Here is a 20,623-nt window from a genome sequence, read left to right as displayed (position 1 = left end):
AGGATGACCACAAGTCCGACACCGGCCACCCGTACCAAGGTCCTCCTTGTCGACGATCACGACCTGATCCGCAAGGGCCTGCGGCACGCGTTCGAGCGCGACCGGCAGTTCGAGGTCGTCGGGGAGGCCGCCACGGCGGCGGAGGGGGTACGCCAGGCGGGTGCGCTGCAGCCGGACGTGGTGATCATGGACCTGCGGCTGCCCGACGGCAGCGGCCTGGAGGCCACCCGGGCGCTGCGCAAGTCGAGCGCCTCGATGGGCATCGTCGTGCTCACCATGTACGCCGGCGACGACCAGCTCTTCGGCGCCCTGGAGGCCGGGGCCAGCGCCTTCGTGCCAAAGACCGCGCCCGCCGACGAGGTGGTCGCCGCCGCCCGGCACGCCGCCTCCTCCCCCAGCGCCTTCACGGCCGCCGACCTGGCCGAGGCGATGAAGCGCCGGCTGGCCCCGTCCGGGCCGCAGCTCTCCCCCCGCGAGGGGCAGGTGCTGCGGCTGCTCGCCGACGGGATGAGCGTGGCGGGCATCGCGAAGCAGCTCTTCGTCAGCGAGTCCACCGCCAAGACCCACATCTCGAAGCTCTACGAGAAGCTGGGCGCGGCCAACCGGGCCCAGGCGCTGATGACCGCGCTGCGGCTCGGTCTGCTCGAGGCGCCGGACGCCCCGAAGTTCTGATCCGCTCCCGCCGGGAGCCCGACGACGTACCACCGACGGGTCCGCGACCGCCGACGGGCGGCGCGGACCCGTCGTCGTCGCCTCGCACGGCGGCGTCGAAGGGTTCCCGGCGCGCTATGGTCTCCCGGGCGGCCAACCGGCAGAATACCGGCGCGGGCAACGGTGTCCCGCACGCCGACAGGAGGGGTGAGCGCATGCAGCGGCCGGACTGGGCACCCGACGAGATCGACATCGAACGCCCCAGCGTGGCCCGCATGTACGACTACTACCTCGGCGGCTCGCACAACTTCGCGGTCGACCGGGCGGCGGCCCAGGCGATGGTGGCGGCGGTGCCGGAGGCCCCGCTGATGGCACAGGCGAACCGGGCGTTCCTCCGCCGGGCGGTGCAGTTCCTCCTCGACGCCGGCGTCCGGCAGTTCCTGGACATCGGCTCGGGCATCCCGACCGTCGGCAACGTGCACGAGATCGCCCAGCGCGACGCCCCCGACGCCCGCGTGGTCTACGTCGACGTGGACCCGGTGGCGGTGGCCCACAGCCGGGAGATCCTGGAGGGCAACGACCGCGCCGTCGTGGTGCAGGAGGACCTGCGCCATCCCGAGCGCATCGTCGCCCACCCCGACGTCCGCCGGCTGCTCGACTTCGACCAGCCGATCGCCGTGATGATCGTGGCGGTGCTGCACTTCGTGCCGGACGACGACCGGCCGGCCGAGCTGCTGCGGACGCTGCGCGAGGCGCTGGCGCCGGGCAGCTACCTGGTGCTCTCGCAGGCCAGCGCCGACGGCCGTGGCGACGACGAGCGAGCCGACGCCGAGCGGGTCTACCGGCGGACCGACAATCCGCTGTGGATTCGCAGCCGTGGCGAGCTGACCGGCCTTTTCGACGGCTTCGAGCTGGTCGACCCCGGCGTGGTCTGGGTGCCGCAGTGGCGCCCGGAGTCCCCCGACAGCGCCGAGGACGCCGAGCGGGCGGCCTTCATCGGCGGCGTCGGGCGACTCGGTGGGTGAGCCGCCCGGGGCGACCGCGGTCGCCCCGACCGGCACCACCGTGGGGCACCCGTCCCGCCCGGGGACCTTCGCCCGGGCGTGGGCCAAGGCCGTCTCCGGCACCAGCTACCTGCCGATGACCCAGGCACAGCTCGAGGCGCTGCTGCAACGCCTCACCGAGGAACTCGCGGCGGCGCTGCTGGCCGAGCCGATCGACCTGCGGGTGGGGCACCGGGTGGGCACCGAACTGGTGGCCGCCCACATCGCCTCGGCCGAGGCACTGGGCCGCACGGTCGAGGTCGTCCAGCTCCGGCTGGCCCGCGACCTCGGGCTGGTCGAGGAGGAGGTCGAGGACCGGCTGGCCCGGCTGCTGGCCGCCGTGACCACCGGGTACGCCCGCGCGCTGCGGGACCGGACGCTGGACGAGCAGGAGACGATCCGCCGGGCCGCGATGACCGCCCGGGCGGAGGCCGAGCGGGCGCTGCGCAGCAGCGAGGCGCGCTTCCGCCACCAGGCCACCCACGACCCGCTGACCGACCTGCCCAACCGCACGCTGTTGACGGAGCGCCTCCGCGCGGCCATCGACTCACCCACCGGGGGCGCGGCGCGCCTCGGCGTCTGCTTCCTCGACCTCGACCGGTTCAAGGTGGTCAACGACTCGCACGGGCACCAGGTCGGCGACGGGCTGCTGGTGGCCGTGGCGGACCGGCTCCGCCGGGCGCTCGACGGGCACCTGGTCGCCCGGCTCGGCGGGGACGAGTTCGTCGTCCTGGTCGAGGGCACCACCGGCACCGACGACGCCGTGGCCGTGGCCGAAGCCGCACTCGCGGCGGTACGCGAGCCGGTGCTGGTGGACGGGCACGAGCTGGGCGTCTCGGCGAGCATCGGCATCGTCGAGCGGGCGGTCGCCGGCACCTCCCCCGGTGACCTGATGCGGGCGGCCGACAGCACGCTGCACTGGGCGAAGGCCGCCGGCGGCGACCGCTGGGCGCTCTACGACGCGGACCGGGACCGCCAGGACCTGGCCCGCTACGCGCTCTCGGCGGCCATCCCCGCGGCCCTGGAGCGGGGCGAGTTCTACCTCGACTTCCAGCCGCTGACGTCGCTGCGCGACGGCCGGGTGCTCGGCATGGAGGCCCTGGTGCGCTGGCGGCACCCGCAGCTGGGTGTCCTGCGGCCCGACAGCTTCATCGGGCTGGCCGAGGAGACCGGGCTGATCGTCCCGCTCGGCGGCTGGGTGCTGGCCGAGGCGTGCCGGCAGGCCGAGAGCTGGGCCGTCGGCACCGGGCCCGCCCCGTTCGTCAGCGTCAACCTGGCCGTACGGCAGGTGCGCCGCGCCGGTCTCGTCCAGGAGGTGCGCGCGCTGCTGCGGCACACCGGGCTGTCGCCGGAGCGGCTCCAGCTGGAGATCACCGAGAGCACCATGATGAGCACCGCCGAGGAGCCGGTCCGGGCGCTGCGGGTGCTCGCCGACCTGGGCGTCCGGATCGCCATCGACGACTTCGGCACCGGCTACTGCAACCTGGCGTACCTGCGGGACCTGCCGGTGACCGAGCTGAAGGTGGCCGGGCAGTTCGTGGCCGGGCTGCGGGCACCGGAGGCCCGGGCCGACGAGCGGATCCTCGCCTCGCTCGTCTCGCTGGCCCACGCGCTGGACCTCACCGTCACCGCCGAGGGCGTGGAGACCGCCGGGCAGGCCGAGCGGCTGCGGGCCATCGGCTGCGACGCCGGCCAGGGCTGGCACTTCGGCCGCCCGGACTCCGCCGAGCGCGTCCTGGCCCGCCTGCGCTGACGGGCCACCCCACCGCGGAAACCACCACGGCCGCGCGCGGGCGTCAGCCGGCGAGCAGGGCGGCCATCCGCTGCGCCTGCGCCTCCCAGCGCCACTCCCGCTCCACCCACGCGCGACCGGCCGCGCCGAACTGGCGGGCCAGGTCCCGGTCGGCGAGCAGCGTGGCCACCCGGTCGGCGAGCTGGGCGACGTCCCGGCCACGGACCACGAAACCGGTCTCGCCCTCGCGGACCGCGTCCGGCGCGCCGCCGGAGTCGCCGGCGACCACCGGCAGGCCGGTCGCGGAGGCCTCCAGGTAGACGATCCCGAGCCCCTCGACGTCGAGACCCCGGTTGCGGGTGCGGCAGGGCATGGCGTAGACGTCGCCGGCGGCGTAGTGGGCCGGCAGTTCCGCCGACGGCACCGAGCCGGTGAAGACCACGTCGCGATCGACGCCCGTCTGGCGGGCCAGCTTCTCCAACGTGGCCCGGTAGGGCCCGCCCCCGACCACGAGGAGCGCGGCGTCGGGCACCCGGCGACGGATCTCGGGCATCGCCCGGATCAGCATGTCCTGTCCCTTGCGCGGCACCAGCCGGGACACGCAGACCACCACCGGACGGTCGGCCAGCCCGAGCCGGAGTCGGACCGGTTCGCCGTCGACCGACGGGTGGTAGGCGTCCACGTCGACCCCGGGGGCGAGCCGGTGCAGCTCGGTCACCCCGTGCAGCGCACGCTCCAGCCGCACCCGGGTGTACTCGCCCAGGTAGGTCGTCACGTCGACGCCGCGCCCGATCCGCCGCAACGCGGCCCGGGCGGCCGGCAGCGCGGCCCAGCCGACCTCGTGCCCGTGGGTCTGCGCCACCGCCCGACGGATGCCCGTCCGGCGGCGCAGGCCCGCGGCGAGCAGCCCGAGGGGGGCCGCCGCGCCGAACCACACCGTGTCGCAGTCGTACGCGCGCGCCAGGCGGGCGGCCCGGCGGGCCACGAGCGGCGTGGGCAGCAGCACCCGGGTGCGGTCCCGGACCACCTCGAACGGCTGGTCGGCGTCGAACTTCTCCGCGCCCCGCCACGTCGAGGCGTAGACGACCACCGACCCGGCGGGCTGGCGCACCGCGAGGTTGTGCACGAAGGACTGGATCCCGCCGGGACGGGGCGGGAAGTCGTTGGTGATCAACAGCGTACGGCTCATCGGCCGGCCTCCCTGGCGTGGGCGCGGGCGGCGGCCATCCGCTCGACCGTGGACGGGTGCGTGGCGGAGTAGAGGTACTCCCAGCGTGGCGGATCGGGGTCGGCGAGGTTGATGCCGGCGAGCCGCCGCTGCATCGCCTCGAACGCGGCCGGGTCGCCGGTCAGGGCGAGCGCGTGCGCGTCGGCGCGCGCCTCCACCCGCCGCGACATCAGCGCCTGCGCCGGCGCGGAGACCAGCCCGGCCACCGTCACCAGGGCGACCAGCAGGGGGAACGCGCGCGGCTGGGCGACCGAGTCGACGCCGGCCAGCCGCAGCAGGGGGCCGGAGGAGCCGAGCAGGTAGAGCGCGACCACCGCGGCGGCGGCGCCCAGCGCCCCGGTCAGCGTGCCGACGGCGACGTCGCGGTCCTTGGCGTGCCCCAGCTCGTGGGCCACGACGGCGGTCACCTCGGCCGGCGTCGCCTCGCGCAGCAGCGTGTCGTAGACCACCACCCGCCGCGTCGGCCCGAGCCCGGAGACGTACGCGTTGACCGCCCGGGTGCGGCGGGAGGCGTCGGCGACCAGCACGTCGCGCACCGGGACGCCGTCGCGGTCCGCCATCTGCATCAGCTGGGTGCGCAGCGGGCCCTGTTCCATCGGGGTGAACCGGTTGAAGACCGGCTCCACGAGCACCGGCAGCACGAAGGAGAGCAGCACCACCAGGGTCGCCGCACCGGCCGCACCGAACGCCCACCACCAGCGCGGCGACAGCCGGATGACGGTGTAGAAGCCGAGCAGCGCCACCGCGCCGATCACCGCGCTGACCGCGTACGACTTGAGCAGGTCGACGGTCCAGCCGCTCCAGCCGTTGGTGCTCAGTCCGTAGCGGGTGAGCACGGCCTGCCGCCAGGCGGCGAACGGGAGGGTCACCAGGTCGGCGACGAGCACCACGGCGAGCCCGCCGAGGACGGCCTGGGCGGCCCAGTGGTCGCCGAACGGGCGCCCGGCCAGTTCGACGAGCCGGCTGCCGAGCGGGGTCAGGCCGAGCAGCAGGGCCACCAGCAGGCCGATCGCGATCGCGGCCCAGCCGGCGGGGCGCAGCGCGGACCGGAACTCCCGGCTGCGGGCCACCTGCTCGGCGGGGAGGTCGCCCAGCGCGGCGAGCTGGTCGGCCCGGGGGGCCGGCGGCCGGTGCCAGGGGATCAGCAGCGCCGCCGCGACGAGGAGGGCGAGGGTCAGCCCGGCGAGGGTCAGCAGGGCCCAGCCGCGCGGGGTCACCGCGGCCGTCCTGGCGCCGCGCCGCCGCGAGCAGTACGCATCCGTACGCGCGTCATGCCCCCGCTCCCTCCGCCGTGACCGCCCATCCTATTGCCCGCCGCGACGGCCGCCGCGCCCCCGCCCGGGCGGCCCGGCACGCGGCGGCCCCGGCGGCCGGCCCACCCCTCCTGGCGTCACAGATCGCCATAATGACGCCATCCGAAGTCAATATGGTTTGCGATGACGTCACGCTGATGCCATAGTGGCGTCATGGACCTGACGTCGTATGTCGACAACCTCCGGCAGGAACTCGCCGGCGTCGCCGAACTCGGCGGCGACGAGGCCCGCGCACTCGCCGAGCGACTGGCGGGGCCGCTCGACTCGGCGCTCCGGCTGGCGCTCCTGGACGCGCTGACCGCGGCGGCGGCCGAGATCACCCGCGACCTGGCGCCCGGCTCGGTCGAGCTGCGCCTGCGCGGACGGGAGCCGAGCTTCGTCGTGACGCCCCCGCCGGCCGCCCCCGAGTTCCAGGGCGAGGCCGGGGGCCCCGAGCCGGCCGTCCCGCCGCCGGCGGACGCCGAGGAGGGAGCCACCTCGCGGATCAGCTTCCGCCTCTCCGAAAACCTCAAGAGCCGCATCGAGGAGGCGGCCGCCCGCGACGGCCTCTCGGTCAACGCCTGGCTGGTCCGGGCGGCCACGGCCGCCGTGTCGTCCGGCGGGACGGACCGGCACCCGCAGCGACGCGCCCCGTTCAGCGGGCAGCGCTACACCGGCTGGGCCCGCTGAGCCGCCCGCCGGTCCGCGTCGCCCCTCCCACCACCCGTCCCGGTCCGGGACGTCCACCCGTCAGAAGGGAACTGCGTCGTGCCCACATTCGACACCCCCGCTCCGATCTCGGCCACCGTCGACCTCGTCGTCGGTGACGTCCGGGTCACCGCCACCGACCGCACCGACACGAGCGTCGAGATCCGCCCGAGCAACGCCGCCGTCGAGGCCGACGTCCGGGCGGCCGAACAGACCCGGGTGGAGTACGCCGACGGCCGGCTCGTGGTCAGGTCGCCCCGGCAGCGCGGGTTCGGGCTGTTCGGCAAGCCCGGCTCGGTCGACGTGACGATCGGGTTGCCCACCGGCTCGCACCTGCACGGCGAGGCCTCCGTGGCGGCGTTCCACAGCAGCGGCCGGCTCGGCAGCTGCCGGGTCCGGATCGCGACCGGCGACATCCGACTGGAACACACCGCCGACGTGGACCTCGACACCTCCGCCGGCGGCGTCCGCATCGAGCACGTGGCCGGTCCGGCCCGGATCAGCACCGGGTCAGGCCGGATCCGTGTGCAGCAGGTCGACGGCGACGCGGTGGTCAGGAACTCCAACGGCGACAGCTGGCTCGGCACGGTCACCGGCGAGGTGCGGGTGAAGACCGCCAACGGCGAGACCACCGTGGACCGCGCGCACGGCCCGGTCACCGTCACGGCCGCCAACGGCGACATCCGGATCGGCGAGGTCTCGGCGGGCACGGTGTCGGTCCGCACCGCGACCGGCGGGCTCGACATCGGCGTCCGCTCCGGCACCGCCGCCCTGCTCGACCTGCACACCCAGTTCGGCCGCGTGGACAACCACCTGGAGGCTTACGAACCACCCGTCGAGCCCGAGGGCGCCGTGCGGGTGACCGCCCGGACCTCCTTCGGCGACATCGTGATCCGCCGTTGCTGACCGCCCCCGTCCCCCATCCCGTCCCGCTGACCGTCATCCCCCGCTGACCGTCATCCCCCGACGCCCGTCCCCGCGCCATCGGCCCCGGGGAGCGGGCGTCGCCGTGGCCCGTCACGCGACGCGCCGGCGTCTCGTGGGCCGCCCGGCCGGCCGGGGCGCGGGCAGCACCTCCACCTCGAACCCGGCTCGGGCGAACACCTCGATCGCCCGGGCCTCCGCGCCGTCCAGCCCGGCGGCCGGGGACGAATCGTCGAGCAGGGCGGTCACCAGGCAGTCGGCGCAGCCGTTGCCCCGGATACCGCACCCCGCGCAGTCGATGAGCATCTCGCCTCCTGATGCGCTGCGGCGACCGGGCGCGGCGTCACCGTCGCCACCCGAGCACCGTCGGTCACCACGACGGTAGGCGCGGGGTTCGACAGAAAAGGGACAAGCAGTCGCGGACGGCCCGAAAGCGATCAAGCACCCCGGATCAGGAGCGGGCCAGGCGGCGCAGCAGGGAGTCGGCGCCGAGCGGGTACGCCCCGTGCCGGCGTACACCGTCGGCGACCTCGCGGTCGGAGGAGACCACCACCACCGGCCGTCCCGGCGGCTCGGCGCGGACCAGGCGCCGGATCAGCTCGTCGGCGGTCTCCCCCTTGCGGGAGAAGAGCACCCGTACGCCACGCGGCGCCGGCGGCAGCCCGTGCATCCGTTCGGCGCCGTCGAAGACCACCGTGACCTCGTCGCCGGTCTGCGCGGCGATCCCGCCCAGGCCGGTGATCAACCGCTTGCGCTGCTGTTCCAGGGACATCTCGCCGAAGCCGCGCTTGGTCACGTTGTAGCCGTCGACGACGAGGTGCGCCCTCGGCAGGGCGAGCAGCTGGTCGAGGCGGGCCGGGTCGTCGGTGTCCCGGGCGCGCGTCGCGGCACCGGCCGCCGGGGCGGCGGTCTGGTCGGCGAAGGCGTCGGCGACGAAATCCGCGGGCAGCTTGTCGACCGGGTCGAGCGCCAGCTCCCGGCGCAGCCCGACCGCGGCCTGCCCGATGGTCTCCAGCAGCAGCCAGAGCCGGGCGTCGTCGACCGAGCGGGCCTCCTTGGCGCTGGCCCGGGCGACCCCCGCCGCCGCCTCGGCCTCGGCCAGCCGGGCCCGGACCCGCCGCAGCTCGGCGTCGGCGTCCGCCGCCGCGCGGGTGGCCCGACCCCGCTCGGTGGCGAGCAGCTCGGTGGCCTTGCGCTCGCGGGCCTGCGTCTCGCGCAGCGACCGGGTCAGCTGCCGGCTCTCCTCGCGCAGCTGGCCGAGCTCCTCGCGGACCCGGGCCAGCTCGTCGCGGAGCTTCTCCGCCTCGACCCGGGCCACCGCCCGGTCGTGCTCGGCGCGGGTGGCCCGCTGCTCGGCCTCGCGGACCAGCTCGGCGACCACCGCGCTGTCGGCCTCGGCGCGGACCGCCGCGCCGCTGGCCTCGATCAGCTCCCGCCAGCCCCGGGGGCGGGCCAGGTAGGCCAGCGCGGCCACCTCGACCGGGTCGGCGGCGGCCGGCGCGGTGCCCTCCAGCACGGCGGCGCCCAGGTCGCCGGTGTCGGCGAGGACCCGGGCGGTGATCCGCTGGCGGAACAGCGGGTCCGCGGTGAGCTGGGCGGCGATGGCCGGGGCGCCGAGCCGCGCCCGCCGGTTGGGGGCGAACTTGGCGACCCGGCGCAGCGGCACCGGCACCTCGTCGGCGGGCAGCCCGGGCAGCACCGTCGCGGTGAGCGCCACGATGCGCTGCCGGACCGGCTCGGGCAGCACGGGCTCCGGCTCGGGCGCCGACGCCTCGGCCTCGGACACCTCAGGCCCGGAAGCGGCAGGCTCGGACACCTCGGGCCCGAACTCCTCAGGCCCGGAGGCCTCAGCCTCGGACGCGGACCCCTCAGGCCCGTACGCCTCAGGCCCGTACGCCTCCGGCCCGGCGGCCGCGGCCCCGGGCGGGGCGGTCTCGTCGGGGGCGCCCCCACCGGCGTCGCGCGCAGCGTCGACCGGATCCTCCTGCCGGAGGTGGTCGTCGTGCGGCTCGGTGAGGGGCATGTGGCAAGTCTCCCACCGCTACCGGGCCCACCGCCCGGTGAGTGAGCCGATCTCTCATCCTAGACCGGTGGTGACGTCTGATGCCGTTGGGACGGGAGTGTCGGACCGGACCGTTAGCGTGCCGCCGATGGCACAGACCGAGTACGTCCAGGAGCCGCTGGCCGGTTTCGACCCCGGCGCGGGCGGGATCGACCCGGCGCTGCCGCTGTACGCGACGACGTTCGTGGTGGTCGACCTGGAGACCACCGGCGGCGCGCCGGACGGCGGCGGGATCACCGAGATCGGCGCGGTCAAGGTGCGCGGCGGCGAGGAACTGGGCGTGCTGGCCACCCTGGTCAACCCCGGCGTGCCCATCCCCCCGTTCATCACCGTGCTCACCGGCATCACCCAGGCCATGCTGGTGCCGGCCCCGCCGATCGAGCAGGTGCTGCCGAGCTTCCTGGAGTTCATCACCGACGCCGTGCTGGTCGCCCACAACGCCCCCTACGACGTGGGCTTCCTCAAGGCCGCGTGCGCGAAGCACGGCTACCGCTGGCCCAACCCGCGGGTGCTCGACACCGCCGCGCTGGCCCGCCGGGTGCTCACCCGCGACGAGGTGCCCAACCGCAAGCTCGGCACCCTCGCGGCCTACTTCCGCACCACCACCCAGCCGACCCACCGGGCCCTCGACGACGCCAAGGCCACCGTCGACGTGCTGCACGGGCTGATCGCCCGCCTGGGCGGGCACCGGGTCGACACCGTCGGCGACGCCATCGAGTTCGCCCGGGCGGTCACCCCCACCCAGCGGCGCAAGCGGCACCTGGCCGAGGGGCTGCCGAAGGCGCCGGGGGTCTACATCTTCCGGGCCGCCGACGACCGGCCGCTCTACGTCGGTACCTCCGGCGACATCGCCACCCGGGTGCGCAGCTACTTCACGGCAGCGGAGAAGCGGGCCCGCATCTCCGAGATGCTCGCCGCGGCGGAGCGGGTGGAGGCGGTGGAGTGCGCCCACTCGCTGGAGGCGGAGGTCCGCGAGCTGCGGCTGATCGGGGCGCACGCCCCGCCCTACAACCGGCGGTCGAAGTTCCCGGAGCGGGTGCTCTGGCTGAAGCTGACCGACGGGCCGTACCCCCGGCTGTCGGTGGTCCGGGCCATCTCCCCCGGCGACGCCGCCTACCTCGGGCCGTTCAGCTCCCGGCGGGCGGCGGAGCTGGCCGCCGCCGGCTTCTACGACGCCGTGCCGCTGCGCCAGTGCACCCACCGGCTCTCGCTGCGCACGGTCACGCCGGCCTGCGCGCTGGCCGAGCTGGGTCGCTGCCCGGCGCCCTGCGAGCACCGGATCTCCCCCGAGGAGTACGACGCCCGCGCGGTCGCGCCGTTCCGCACCGCCACCGCGAGCGACCCCGGGCCGGTGGTCGACGCCCTGCTCGCCCGGATCGACACGCTCTCCGACGCCCGGCGCTACGAGGAGGCGGCGGTGGCCCGGTCCCGGCTGGCGGCGGTGCTGCGGGCGACCGTGCGGATGCAACGGCTGACGGCGCTGACCGGGATCGCCGAGCTGGCCGCCGCGCGTCCGGCGGCCAACGGCGGCTGGGAGCTGGCGCTGGTGCGGCACGGCCGGCTGGCCGGGGCGGGGGTCTCACCTCCCGGTGTCCATCCCCGACCGACGATCGCCGCGATCCGGGCGACCGCCGAGACCGTCATGCCCGGCCACGGCCCGGTCCCGCGCGCCTCTGCCGAGGAGACCGAACGCATCCTGTCCTGGTTGGAGCGGCCGGAGACCAGGCTGGTGGAGATGTCGTCCGGTTGGGCGTCCCCGGTGGGCGGCGCGGCCCGCTTCCGCGACCTGCTACGCAAGGCCGAGAACGCCGCGTCCCACCAAAGCTCGACCGAACGCCCATGACCAAGTGACCGATCGGACTACCTCCACTCCCTTAGGCTGTTAGAGAAGTGCAGTCCTGCCCGTTTCGTGGGCCTGCTCCCGGTTGCCGGGTGTCGGCGGCCGTGGAGCCGGGGTGAGGAGGTGTCCCACGTGGACGTCGACGCCGGACGCGGCGCCGCCCTGGGGGGCGCCCTTCCGACCCAACCGGGCGAGCTGCCGCTGGCCCGCCGGCTGCGCGCGCTGCTGAGCTGGCCCACCGCCGACACCGACCCGGTCAGCCAACTCGTCCGGACCCACCGGACGATCCACCCCGGCACCGAGCCCTCCGTGCTGCGCCGGGCCTACACCATCGCGGAGAACATGCACCGCGGGCAGTTCCGCAAGAGCGGCGAGCCCTACATCACGCACCCGCTGGCCGTGGCCCAGATCTGCGCCGAGATCGGCATGGACGCCATCACGCTGGTCGCCGCGCTGCTGCACGACACCGTGGAGGACACCCGCTACACCCTCCAGGCGCTCGCCGAGGACTTCGGGCCGGAGGTGGCGCACCTGGTCGACGGGGTGACCAAGTTCGACAAGGCCTTCTACGGCAAGGCCGCCGAGGCCGAGACGATCCGCAAGATGATCATCGCGGCCGGCAAGGACGTCCGGGTCCTGATCATCAAGTTGGCCGACCGGCTGCACAACATGCGCACCCTGGGCGTCCGGTCCGCGGCGTCCCGGGAGCGGATCGCCCGCAAGACGCAGGAGGTGCTGGTCCCGCTCTGCGACCGGCTCGGCATCCAGACGCTCAAGCGCGAACTCGACGACGTGGTGCTGCTGCACCTGGAGCCCGACGAGCACGCCCGGATCGCCCGGCACGTGCACGACCGGCCGGGCTGGGACGCGTACCTCGACGAGGTGGTCGCCCGGGCGAAGTCGGCCCTGCGCCGCAGCCGGGTGGACGCGGCGGTGACCCCCCGCCCCCGGCACCTCTACTCGATCTGGAAGGACACCGTGGCCGGTGGCCACAGCGCCCCCTTCGACCTGCCCCGCATCGCGATCGTGGTGGACGGCCCGGCGACCGACTGCTACGCGGCGCTCGGCGCGATCCACGGCCTGTGGCGGCCGGTTCCCGGCCGGTTCAAGGACTTCATCGCCTCCCCCAAGAACAACCTCTACCGCTCCCTGCACACCAGCGTCTGCGGGCCCAGGAACCGCACCGTGGAGGTGCTGATCCGCACCGAGGAGATGCACCGCTCGGCGGAGTACGGCGTCGCCGCCGACTTCCGCTTCCCGCGCTCCGGCGGGGGCACGGCCACGGCCCGGGCGGAGCAGCTGGACTGGCTGCGCCGGGTGCTCGACTGGGAGCAGGACACGGCCGACCCGGCCCAGTTCCTCGAATCGCTGCGCTGCGACCTCGCCGAGGCGCAGGTCCAGGTCTTCGCCGACGGGCGGCAGGTCGTCCTGCCCGCCGGGTCGACCCCGGTGGACCTCGCGTACGAGTTGGGCACCGAGCGGGGCGACCACTGCCTCGCGGCGCGGATCAACGGCCGGCTGGCCCCCCTCTCCTCCGAGCTGGACGAGGGCGACGTGGTGGAGATCTTCACCGAGACCGACGCGGCGAACGGCTTCGACGCCGACGTCGCCCCGCGTGGCCCCCGCCGGGAGTGGCTCGGCTTCGTCAAGTCGCCGCAGGCGCAGATGCAGATCAGCCGCTGGTTCGCCGAGCACACCGAGCCCGGCATCTCCATCACCGACAAGGTCCGTCTCGGCCGGGCCACCATCGGGCTGGCCCTGCGCAAGCACGACCGGGGCCTCGCCAGCGACCTGCCGCTGCTGCGGCTGTCGGAGGAACTGGGCTATCCCGACCTGGAGACGCTGCTGGTCGCGGTGTTCGACCGGGTGATCGAACCGGACACGGTCGTACGCCAGCTCATCGACCTGGTGGACCACCGGCAGTGACCGCTCCGGCCCGGGTGGTCCGAACGTTCCTCGCGGCCACTAGCCTGGACCCATGATCCCCCGCTCGCGCGCCACCGGCCGGGCCATCGCCTACCAGGTCTTCTACCGGCTGCCGTTGCCGGTACGCCGCCGCCTGGTCCGGCTGGCCGTGCCGAAGTACATCGTCGGCGCGGTCACCCTGGTCCGGGACAGCGAGGCCGAGGGCGCGGGCCGGCTGCTGCTGCTGCGCCAGCCGCCCGGCAAGGGCTGGGGCCTGCCCGCCGGCCTGTTGCAGAAGGGCGAGGCGCCGGTGGTGGGCGCCGCCCGGGAGCTGCACGAGGAGTCCGGCATCCGGCTCTCGCCCCGGCAGCTGAGCCCCGCCGTCCCGAACGCCGTGGTGCACGCCAAGGGCTGGGTGGACGTCGTGTTCACCGCCGAGGTGCCGGCGTCGACCACCGAGCTGAAGGTCGACGGCGCCGAGGTCTACGAGGCCGCCTGGCACCCGTTGGACGACCTGCCCAAGCTGACCTGGCCGACGGCCCGGCTGCTCGCGTACTACGACATCGGGCCGCTGGCCGGGCAGTTCCCGCCACCGGTGTCCGACACGAAGCCGTGAGCCCCGGCCGCGCCGCCGGCGGCGGGGCCGGTGCCGCCCACTCCGGCCGCGGCACGACGCCGGGCGCTGACGGGGCCGGGCTCTGCGCGGTGGTGCTCGCCGCCGGCGAGGGCACCCGGCTGCGACCGCTGACCGAGCGGCTGCCCAAGGCGCTCTGCCCGGTGGGCAACGTGCCGCTGCTCGACCGGACGCTGGACCGGCTGGCCGGGCTCGGCCTGGTCGGGCCCGACCGGGTCGCCGTCAACGCCTGCTACCTCGGCGATCAGGTCGTCGCGCACGTCGGGGACCGCGCCCACCTCTCGGTGGAGCCGGGCGACCCGCTCGGCACCGCCGGCGGGGTGGCGAACCTGCGGGAGTGGATCGCCGGGCGCGGGGTCCTCGTCGGCAACGCCGACGCCTACCTCGCCGACCCGGCACGCCCCCCGGGCCCCGACATCGCCGCGCTGCTGCGCGACTGGGACGGCGACTCCGTACGCCTGCTCGGCCAGCCCGCCGCCGACCCGGCGGCGCCCGGCACCTTCGACGGCCACGTGTTCACCGGCTTCTCGCTGCTGCCGTGGCGGCTGGTGCGGGAGCTGCCGGTCGGCTTCGGCGACCTCGTCCGGGCGCTCTGGCGCCCGGCGGAGGCGGCCGGCGCGCTGACCGTCGTGCCGTACCCCGGCACGTTCTACGACACCGGCACGCCGGCCGACTACCTGGCGGCCAACCTGCACGCGGCGGGCGGCGGCAACCTGGTGGACCCCACGGCCACGGTGACCGGCCGCTGCCGCTCGGCGGTGGTCGGCGCGGGCGCCGTCGTCCACGGTGAGGTGGAGCGGGCGGTCGTCTGGCCCGGCGCCACCGTCGGCCCCGGCGAGCAGTTGCGCGACGCCGTACGCGCCGGCACCGCCCTCACCGTCCCCGGCACACCGCCGTCCCCGGGCCGGGGAAACATCTAGCATGGGCGACGACGCCGACGAACGGAGAAATGCCCCGTGATCACCGCGATCGTGCTGATCGACTGCGCCACCGACTCGATCCCCGAGGTGGCCGAGAACCTGGCCAACCTGCCCGGCGTCAGCGAGGTCTACTCGGTGGCCGGCCACGTCGACCTGATCGCGATGGTCCGGGTCCGGGAGTTCGAGCAGATCGCCCAGGTGATCGCCGGCAGCATCTCCAAGGTGCCGGGGGTGCTCAACACCGAGTCGCACATCGCCTTCCGGGCGTACTCGCAGCACGACCTGGAGGAGGCGTTCGCGATCGGCCTCGCGAACGCCGACTGACGCGGGCGCCGGGGCCGCCACCGGCGCGGCGGGTGCGGGCGGCGGCCGGGCGGCGCGGCCCGCCGGGGACGCCGAACGGCCGGCCCACCCCTGGGGATGGACCGGCCGTCGTGGCGCGGACGTCAGCTCTGCGTGGGAGCGGGCGTCTCGAAGGTGCCACCCGGAGCCGGCGACTCGGTGGTGCCGCCCGGAGCCGGGGTCTCGGTGGTGCCACCCGGGGCCGGCGTCGTGCCGCCCGGGCTCGGGGTGCCGCTGGCGCTGGCCTGCGGCACCGGGATGCCCAGCTGCTCCGCCAGCTGCACCAGCGCGTCGTAGTGCGCCTGCAGGGTCGGCAGGGCGGTCTGGGCCAGCTGGACCACCGACTGTTCGGAGCCCTGCGAGATCTCCGTCTGGGTGGCCTGGATGGCCTGGACGTGACCGGCCAGCTCGCTGGTCACCCAGAGCCGGTCGAACTCCTCGCCGCTGGCGTTGTTCAGCTGGTCGATGACAGACTGCTGATCCGCCGTGGGCTCGCTCGGCAGCTCCACGCCCAGCTGGGACGCGGTCTGCTGCACCGTCTGGTCCAGCTGCGTGTGGTCCGTCTTGAACCGGGCGCCCAGGTCCTTGACCCCCTGGTTCTGGCCCTTCTGCTGGGCGAGGTCACCCGCGGTGATCTCGAACAGATTGACCTGGTGCACGGCCTGCAGGTACTGGGTGTCCTGCTGTGACGGCTGCACCGCGGCCTGTGCCGCCGCGGCGGGCGCGATCCCCACCAGCACCAGCGCGGCCAGCAGGCCGAGGCGTTTGATACCCAACATGCTTCCCCCCCCTTGAGACGTTGGATCGCACGGATACCCGGCTGACCGGGGTTATTCCTGCGATCCCCCGTCGGGGAGGCGACCGACCGACACGCCCGTGTCGGACCGTCGGAGGACGGAAACGGACGTGGCGCCCGCCGGAGGACTCCGGCGGGCGCCACGTCGAGGTGTCGCGGGTCAGCGGCGGCTCTCGCCGCTGCCGATCTCCTCCCGCTCCGGTCGGGGTTCGACCGGCGGGTGCCCCGGCGAGACCGGCGCCTCGGCCGGCTTCTCGATCGGGTAGAAGAAGCCCCGGATGGCCGGGCCGAGGGCGCCGAGCCGGTTCATCTTCTTCGGCACGACCCAGCCGGCGTACGGCAGCGCGCCGTGGCCGTCGCCGTGCCCGTCGGCCGCCGAGAGCGGCTGGTGCACCTCTTCGAACCGGCCGTCCGGCAGGCGCCGGATGATGCCGGTCTCGACGCCGTGGGCGAGCACCTCCCGGTCGTGCTGCTGGAGACCCAGGCAGATCCGGTAGGTGACGTAGTACGCCAGCGGCGGCAGGACGAGCAGGCCGATCCGGCCGGCCCAGGTCATCGCGTTCAGGCTGATCTGGAACTTGTCGGCGATGACGTCGTTGGCGCCGGAGAGGGTCAGCACGACGAAGAACGCCAGCGCCATGGCGCCCAGGGCGGTCCGGGCCGGCACGTCCCGGGGACGCTGGAGCAGGTTGTGGCTCCTGGTGTCCTTGAGGCGCCGGGCCTCCAGGAACGGGTAGAGCGTCGACAGGCCGACCAGGATGCCCGGCAGCACGACCGTCGGCCAGAACAGCGGCGGGATCACGTACCCGTCGCCGATCGGGATGTTGATCTCCCAGGCGGGCATCAGGCGGGTCGAGCCGTCGAGGAACATGACGTACCAGTCGGGCTGGCTGGCGGCCGAGACCACCCACGCCTCGTACGGGCCGAACAGCCAGATCGGGTTGATCTGGAACAGGCCGCCCATCAGCGCGATCACGCCGAAGACGACCATGAAGAAGCCGCCCTGCTTGATCGCGTAGCGGGGGAACATCCGCTCGCCGACCACGTTGCCGTTGGTCCGGCCGGGGCCGGGCCACTGGGTGTGCTTCTGCTTGAAGACCAGGCCCAGGTGGGCGCCGATCAGCGCGAGCAGCAGGCCCGGGACGAGCAGCACGTGGGCGATGTAGAACCGGCTGATGATGATGGTGCCCGGGAACTCCCCGCCGAAGATCGACGAGGTCACCCAGGAGCCGATCACCGGGATGGAGAGCATGATCGCCGAGGCGATCCGCAGGCCGGTGCCGGAGAGGCCGTCGTCCGGCAGCGAGTAGCCGGTGAAGCCGGCGAGGAAGCCGACCCAGAACAGCAGCGAACCGATGATCCAGTTGGTCTCACGCGGCTTGCGGAACGCGCCGGTGAAGAAGACCCGGAGCATGTGCACCACGATGGCGGCCATGAACAGCAGCGCCGACCAGTGGTGCATCTGCCGCATGATCAGGCCACCGCGGACGTCGAACGAGATGTCCAGGCTGGAGGCGTACGCGGCCGACATCGGCGTGCCCCGCAGCGGGGCGTAGCTGCCGTTGTAGACCACCTCGGTCATCGCCGGCTCGTAGAAGAACGTCAGGAAGACGCCGGTCAGCAGCAGGATGACGAACGAGAACAGCGCGATCTCGCCGAGCAGGAAGGACCAGTGGTCCGGGAAGACCTTGTTCAGCAGCCGGCGCAGCGGGGTGGCCACCTGGAAGCGGTCGTCCACTCCCCGGGCGACGTTCCCCGGCACTGCTGCCTTGTCAAACTTGCGCCGCTTCACGGCCGCTCCCAGAAGTCGGGCCCGACGGTCTCGGTGTAGTCGGACTTGGCCACGAAGTAGCCCTCGGAGTCCACCTCGATCGGCAGCTGCGGCAGCCGTCGGCTGGCCGGACCGAAGATGGGCCGGGCGTTGTCGGTGATCAGGAACTGCGACTGGTGGCACGGGCAGAGCAGGCGGTTGGTCTGCTGCTCGTACAGGCTCGCCGGGCAGCCGGCGTGCGTGCAGATCTTCGAGTAGGCGGCGTAGTTGCCCCACATGTAGTCGCCGTGCCCGACCCGCTCGTTGGCCCGGCGCGACTCCTGCGCGTCGGAGTCCCGCAGGTGGATCAGCAGGGTCGGCGAGTCCGCGTGCAGGTTGCTCACGCCGTGGTCGATGCCGGGGAAGACGGTGATCTGGCCACCCGTGCTGACGTCCGCCGGACGCACCGGCCGGCCGTCCTCGCGAACCAGCCGGACCTTCTGGCCACCCTCGGCCGGGGCGAACCCGGTCGTGAACATCTGGTTGTTCTTGTGCGGCTGGGAGATCAGGCCGCCGACCAGGGGCGCCGCGGCGACCGCGCCGACCGGCGCGAGACCGGCCAGCAGCGAGATGCCGAGCAGCGGCCGGCGCTTCACGCCCAGCTCGTCGGCCATGTAGAGCATGGTCTGGCCGGTGATGATCCGGTCGTCGGAGGCGACGGCGCCCTCGTGCCGGTCCTGGATCGACACCTCCTTCGGCAGCAGCTTCTTGCCCCAGGTCAGGATGCCGAAGCCGATGCCGAGCAGGGCCACGCCGAGGGTGACGCCGAGCAGCGGGGTGTACCACTTGTCGCCGCCGCTACCGGCGTGGTATTCCCACGGCCACCAGATGTAGATGACCAGGAAGGCGGTCGCCGCCAGGCCGGTCAGCAGGAAGAACGACGCGACGGTACGGGTCAGCCGGCGCTCGGCCTTGCTGCCCGGCGCCACCTGCGGCTCGTAGTGGACGATCTCGATGTCGTCCCGGCGCGCGCCCTCGCGGACGATGTCGAACTGGCTGAGCCCGGGGGTGTTCACGTCGAGCGGCTCCCGGCCCTGCTGGGCCTGGTGCTCGGTGTGCGTGGTCATGCCGTCACCTCGCTACGGGCGGTGCCGCGCTGCGGCACCACGGCACTGAATCGGATGAGCCGCCCGGTCACGACTTGCCCGCAATCCACAGGCTCGCGAAGACGAGCGCGACGATGCCCACCAGGAAGATCGCCAGGCCCTCGGTGGACGGCCCGTACCGACCGAGGTTGAAGCCGCCCGGGTCCTGGTCGTGCTTCAGGGTCTCCTGGATGTAGGCGATGAGGTCCGCCTTCTGGTCCGGGGAGATCTGGTTGTCGCCGAAGACCGGCATGTTCTGCGGGCCACTCAGCATCGCGGCGTAGATCTGCCGGTCGGTGGCCGGGCGCAGGCTCGGCGCGTACTTGCCGGAGGACAGGGCGCCGCCGCCGCCGCCGAAGGCGTGGCACTGCGCGCAGTTGATCCGGAACAGCTCGCCACCGGCGGCGATGTTGCCGTCGGCGTGCAGGTTGTCACCGTCGGGCACCACCGGACCGCCGCCGAGCTCCTGGACGTACTGCGCGAGCTGGCGGGTCTCCTCGTCGGTGAAGAGCTCCGGCTTGCGCTGGGCCTGGGCCTCCTGCCGGGCCATCGGCATGCGGCCGGAGCCGACCTGGAACTCGACCGAGGCCGCGCCGACGCCGATCAGGCTCGGCCCGCGCCCCTCGACGCCCTGCGCGTTGCGACCGTGACAGGTCACACAGCTCACGTCGAACAGCGCCTTGCCCTCCGCGGCGGCACCGGTGAGCGGGGTGTCCTGCGCCTGCGCGCCGGGGGCGAAGACGGTGTAGGCGCCGCCGGCCAGCATCAGCGCGGCGAACAGCCGGACCGCGGCACCCAGCCGGCGGCGGCCCCTGCTGCGCGCCGCGGGCCGCTCGCGCAGCCGCGCGAGCAGACCGCGTCGGCGGTCGTTGTCAGAAGTCATGACCTGTGTCCTTAACCGGTTGGACCTTGTCTCAGGGGACGGAGCAGCGGCGCGGTTCGTGACGCGCCAAGATCACTGAAGCCAGTAGATCATGGCGTAGAGCCCGATCCACACGACGTCGACGAAGTGCCAGTAGTAGGACACGACGATCGCCGACGTGGCCTGCGCCGGTGTGAACCGGCCCATGGTGGTGCGGATCATGAAGATGACGAAGGCGACCAGACCGCCGGCCACGTGCAGGCCGTGGAAGCCGGTGGTCAGGTAGAACATCGACCCGTAACCGTCTTTGTTGATCTTGATGCCCTCGTGCACCAGCTCGCGGTACTCGTTGAGCTGGCCGAGGACGAAGATCAGGCCCATCACGAAGGTGATCGTGAACCAGCGCCGCAGCGCGTGCACGTCACCCTTCTCGGCGGCGAACACACCGAGCTGGCAGGTCACCGACGACAACACCAGGATCACCGTGAAGGTGGTCGCGTAGGGGATGTTGAGGTGCACGGTGTGTTCCGCCCACTGCTCCGGTGCCGCCGCGCGGATGGAGAAGTACATCGCGAACAGCGCCGCGAAGAACATGAGTTCGCTGGAGAGCCACACGATCGTCCCGACGCTGACCATGTTGGGTCGGGTCAGGGAGTGGATCCGGCTCTTGTCAATGGCTGGGGCCGCAGTCACGCGGTCATTATTGCCCTTGACCGGGGCCGGCGATCAGCGGGGGGCCAAACCCGTGGCATCCACAGCCCGATCGGGGCAGTCCGGTTCGCCTGACCT

General features: G+C 73.9%; 19 protein-coding genes. 10 read left to right on the top strand and 9 right to left on the bottom strand.

The window, feature by feature from the left end; genetic code table 11:
* Positions 1-3: 3 nt before the first annotated feature.
* The 3 genes from AB0883_RS16485 (at position 4) to AB0883_RS16475 (ending at position 3,447) form a co-directional block, all read left to right on the top strand.
* Complete coding sequence (locus AB0883_RS16485) at positions 4-672, top strand: response regulator transcription factor (RefSeq protein ID WP_007072219.1); 669 nt, start codon at positions 4-6, stop codon at positions 670-672.
* A 194-nt stretch (positions 673-866) separates the two neighbouring features.
* On the top strand, positions 867-1,676 hold the full coding sequence (locus AB0883_RS16480; RefSeq protein ID WP_366641995.1) for an SAM-dependent methyltransferase: 810 nt from the start codon (positions 867-869) through the stop codon (positions 1,674-1,676).
* A 115-nt stretch (positions 1,677-1,791) separates the two neighbouring features.
* Positions 1,792-3,447, top strand: coding sequence for a bifunctional diguanylate cyclase/phosphodiesterase (locus AB0883_RS16475; RefSeq protein ID WP_366642245.1), 1,656 nt, complete (start codon positions 1,792-1,794; stop codon positions 3,445-3,447).
* A gap of 43 nt (positions 3,448-3,490) precedes the next feature.
* Here AB0883_RS16475 and AB0883_RS16470 read toward each other — a convergent pair whose 3' ends face one another.
* A complete protein-coding gene (locus AB0883_RS16470) occupies positions 3,491-4,615 on the bottom strand; it encodes a glycosyltransferase family 4 protein (protein WP_121400486.1) in 1,125 nt (374 codons plus the stop codon).
* Entirely contained in the window at positions 4,612-5,871 is a 1,260-nt protein-coding gene (locus AB0883_RS16465) for a M48 family metallopeptidase (RefSeq protein WP_366641994.1), read from the bottom strand. The genes AB0883_RS16470 and AB0883_RS16465 overlap by 4 nt, the downstream gene beginning before the upstream one ends.
* A 249-nt stretch (positions 5,872-6,120) precedes the next feature.
* Between AB0883_RS16465 and AB0883_RS16460 the strand changes: the two genes are divergently transcribed.
* A complete protein-coding gene (locus AB0883_RS16460; protein ID WP_366641993.1) occupies positions 6,121-6,636 on the top strand; it encodes a hypothetical protein in 516 nt (171 codons plus the stop codon).
* A 78-nt stretch (positions 6,637-6,714) separates the two neighbouring features.
* A complete protein-coding gene (locus AB0883_RS16455; RefSeq protein WP_366641992.1) occupies positions 6,715-7,560 on the top strand; it encodes a DUF4097 family beta strand repeat-containing protein in 846 nt (281 codons plus the stop codon).
* Positions 7,561-7,671: 111 nt separating this feature from the next.
* On the opposite strand, the gene AB0883_RS16450 is transcribed toward AB0883_RS16455, so the two are convergent.
* Positions 7,672-7,884, bottom strand: coding sequence for a hypothetical protein (locus AB0883_RS16450; protein WP_366641991.1), 213 nt, complete (start codon positions 7,882-7,884; stop codon positions 7,672-7,674).
* 145 nt (positions 7,885-8,029) lie between these two features.
* Positions 8,030-9,601, bottom strand: a complete 1,572-nt coding sequence (locus AB0883_RS16445) for an NYN domain-containing protein (protein ID WP_366641990.1) — start codon at positions 9,599-9,601, stop codon at positions 8,030-8,032.
* A 127-nt stretch (positions 9,602-9,728) separates the two neighbouring features.
* Between AB0883_RS16445 and AB0883_RS16440 the strand changes: the two genes are divergently transcribed.
* From AB0883_RS16440 to AB0883_RS16420, 5 genes are all read left to right on the top strand, one after another.
* Entirely contained in the window at positions 9,729-11,483 is a 1,755-nt protein-coding gene (locus tag AB0883_RS16440; RefSeq protein ID WP_366641989.1) for a DEDD exonuclease domain-containing protein, read from the top strand.
* Positions 11,484-11,612: 129 nt separating this feature from the next.
* The gene (locus AB0883_RS16435) at positions 11,613-13,406 is read left to right on the top strand and encodes a RelA/SpoT family protein (protein WP_366642244.1); all 1,794 of its coding nucleotides are present in this window, start codon (positions 11,613-11,615) and stop codon (positions 13,404-13,406) included.
* A gap of 52 nt (positions 13,407-13,458) precedes the next feature.
* A complete protein-coding gene (locus tag AB0883_RS16430; protein ID WP_366641988.1) occupies positions 13,459-14,001 on the top strand; it encodes an NUDIX domain-containing protein in 543 nt (180 codons plus the stop codon).
* Between the two features lie 89 nt (positions 14,002-14,090).
* A complete protein-coding gene (locus AB0883_RS16425) occupies positions 14,091-14,939 on the top strand; it encodes a sugar phosphate nucleotidyltransferase (RefSeq protein WP_366642243.1) in 849 nt (282 codons plus the stop codon).
* A gap of 36 nt (positions 14,940-14,975) precedes the next feature.
* Complete coding sequence (locus AB0883_RS16420; protein WP_088999172.1) at positions 14,976-15,263, top strand: Lrp/AsnC ligand binding domain-containing protein; 288 nt, start codon at positions 14,976-14,978, stop codon at positions 15,261-15,263.
* 122 nt (positions 15,264-15,385) lie between these two features.
* Here AB0883_RS16420 and AB0883_RS16415 read toward each other — a convergent pair whose 3' ends face one another.
* The 5 genes from AB0883_RS16415 to AB0883_RS16395 form a co-directional block, all read right to left on the bottom strand.
* Positions 15,386-16,060 carry a DUF4142 domain-containing protein gene (locus tag AB0883_RS16415; protein WP_366641987.1) on the bottom strand — a complete coding sequence of 225 codons (675 nt, stop codon included), beginning with the start codon at positions 16,058-16,060 and terminating at the stop codon, positions 15,386-15,388.
* A 177-nt stretch (positions 16,061-16,237) separates the two neighbouring features.
* On the bottom strand, positions 16,238-17,869 hold the full coding sequence (locus AB0883_RS16410) for a cytochrome bc complex cytochrome b subunit (protein ID WP_366641985.1): 1,632 nt from the start codon (positions 17,867-17,869) through the stop codon (positions 16,238-16,240).
* The gene (locus AB0883_RS16405) at positions 17,866-18,954 is read right to left on the bottom strand and encodes a Rieske 2Fe-2S domain-containing protein (RefSeq protein ID WP_366641984.1); all 1,089 of its coding nucleotides are present in this window, start codon (positions 18,952-18,954) and stop codon (positions 17,866-17,868) included. Before AB0883_RS16405 ends, AB0883_RS16410 begins: the two co-directional genes overlap by 4 nt.
* A gap of 67 nt (positions 18,955-19,021) precedes the next feature.
* On the bottom strand, positions 19,022-19,855 hold the full coding sequence (locus AB0883_RS16400; protein ID WP_121400472.1) for a cytochrome c: 834 nt from the start codon (positions 19,853-19,855) through the stop codon (positions 19,022-19,024).
* A gap of 72 nt (positions 19,856-19,927) precedes the next feature.
* Positions 19,928-20,527: a heme-copper oxidase subunit III gene (locus AB0883_RS16395; RefSeq protein WP_088999167.1), complete on the bottom strand. Its 600-nt coding sequence runs from the start codon at positions 20,525-20,527 to the stop codon at positions 19,928-19,930.
* Between the last annotated feature and the right edge of the window lie 96 nt (positions 20,528-20,623).

Origin of the sequence: Micromonospora sp. NPDC047812 (assembly GCF_040704175.1) — a bacterium.
Taxonomy (GTDB): domain Bacteria; phylum Actinomycetota; class Actinomycetes; order Mycobacteriales; family Micromonosporaceae; genus Micromonospora.
The sequence above is the reverse complement of the archived record's forward strand: the minus strand, read 5'-3'. Positions and strand labels throughout refer to the sequence as shown.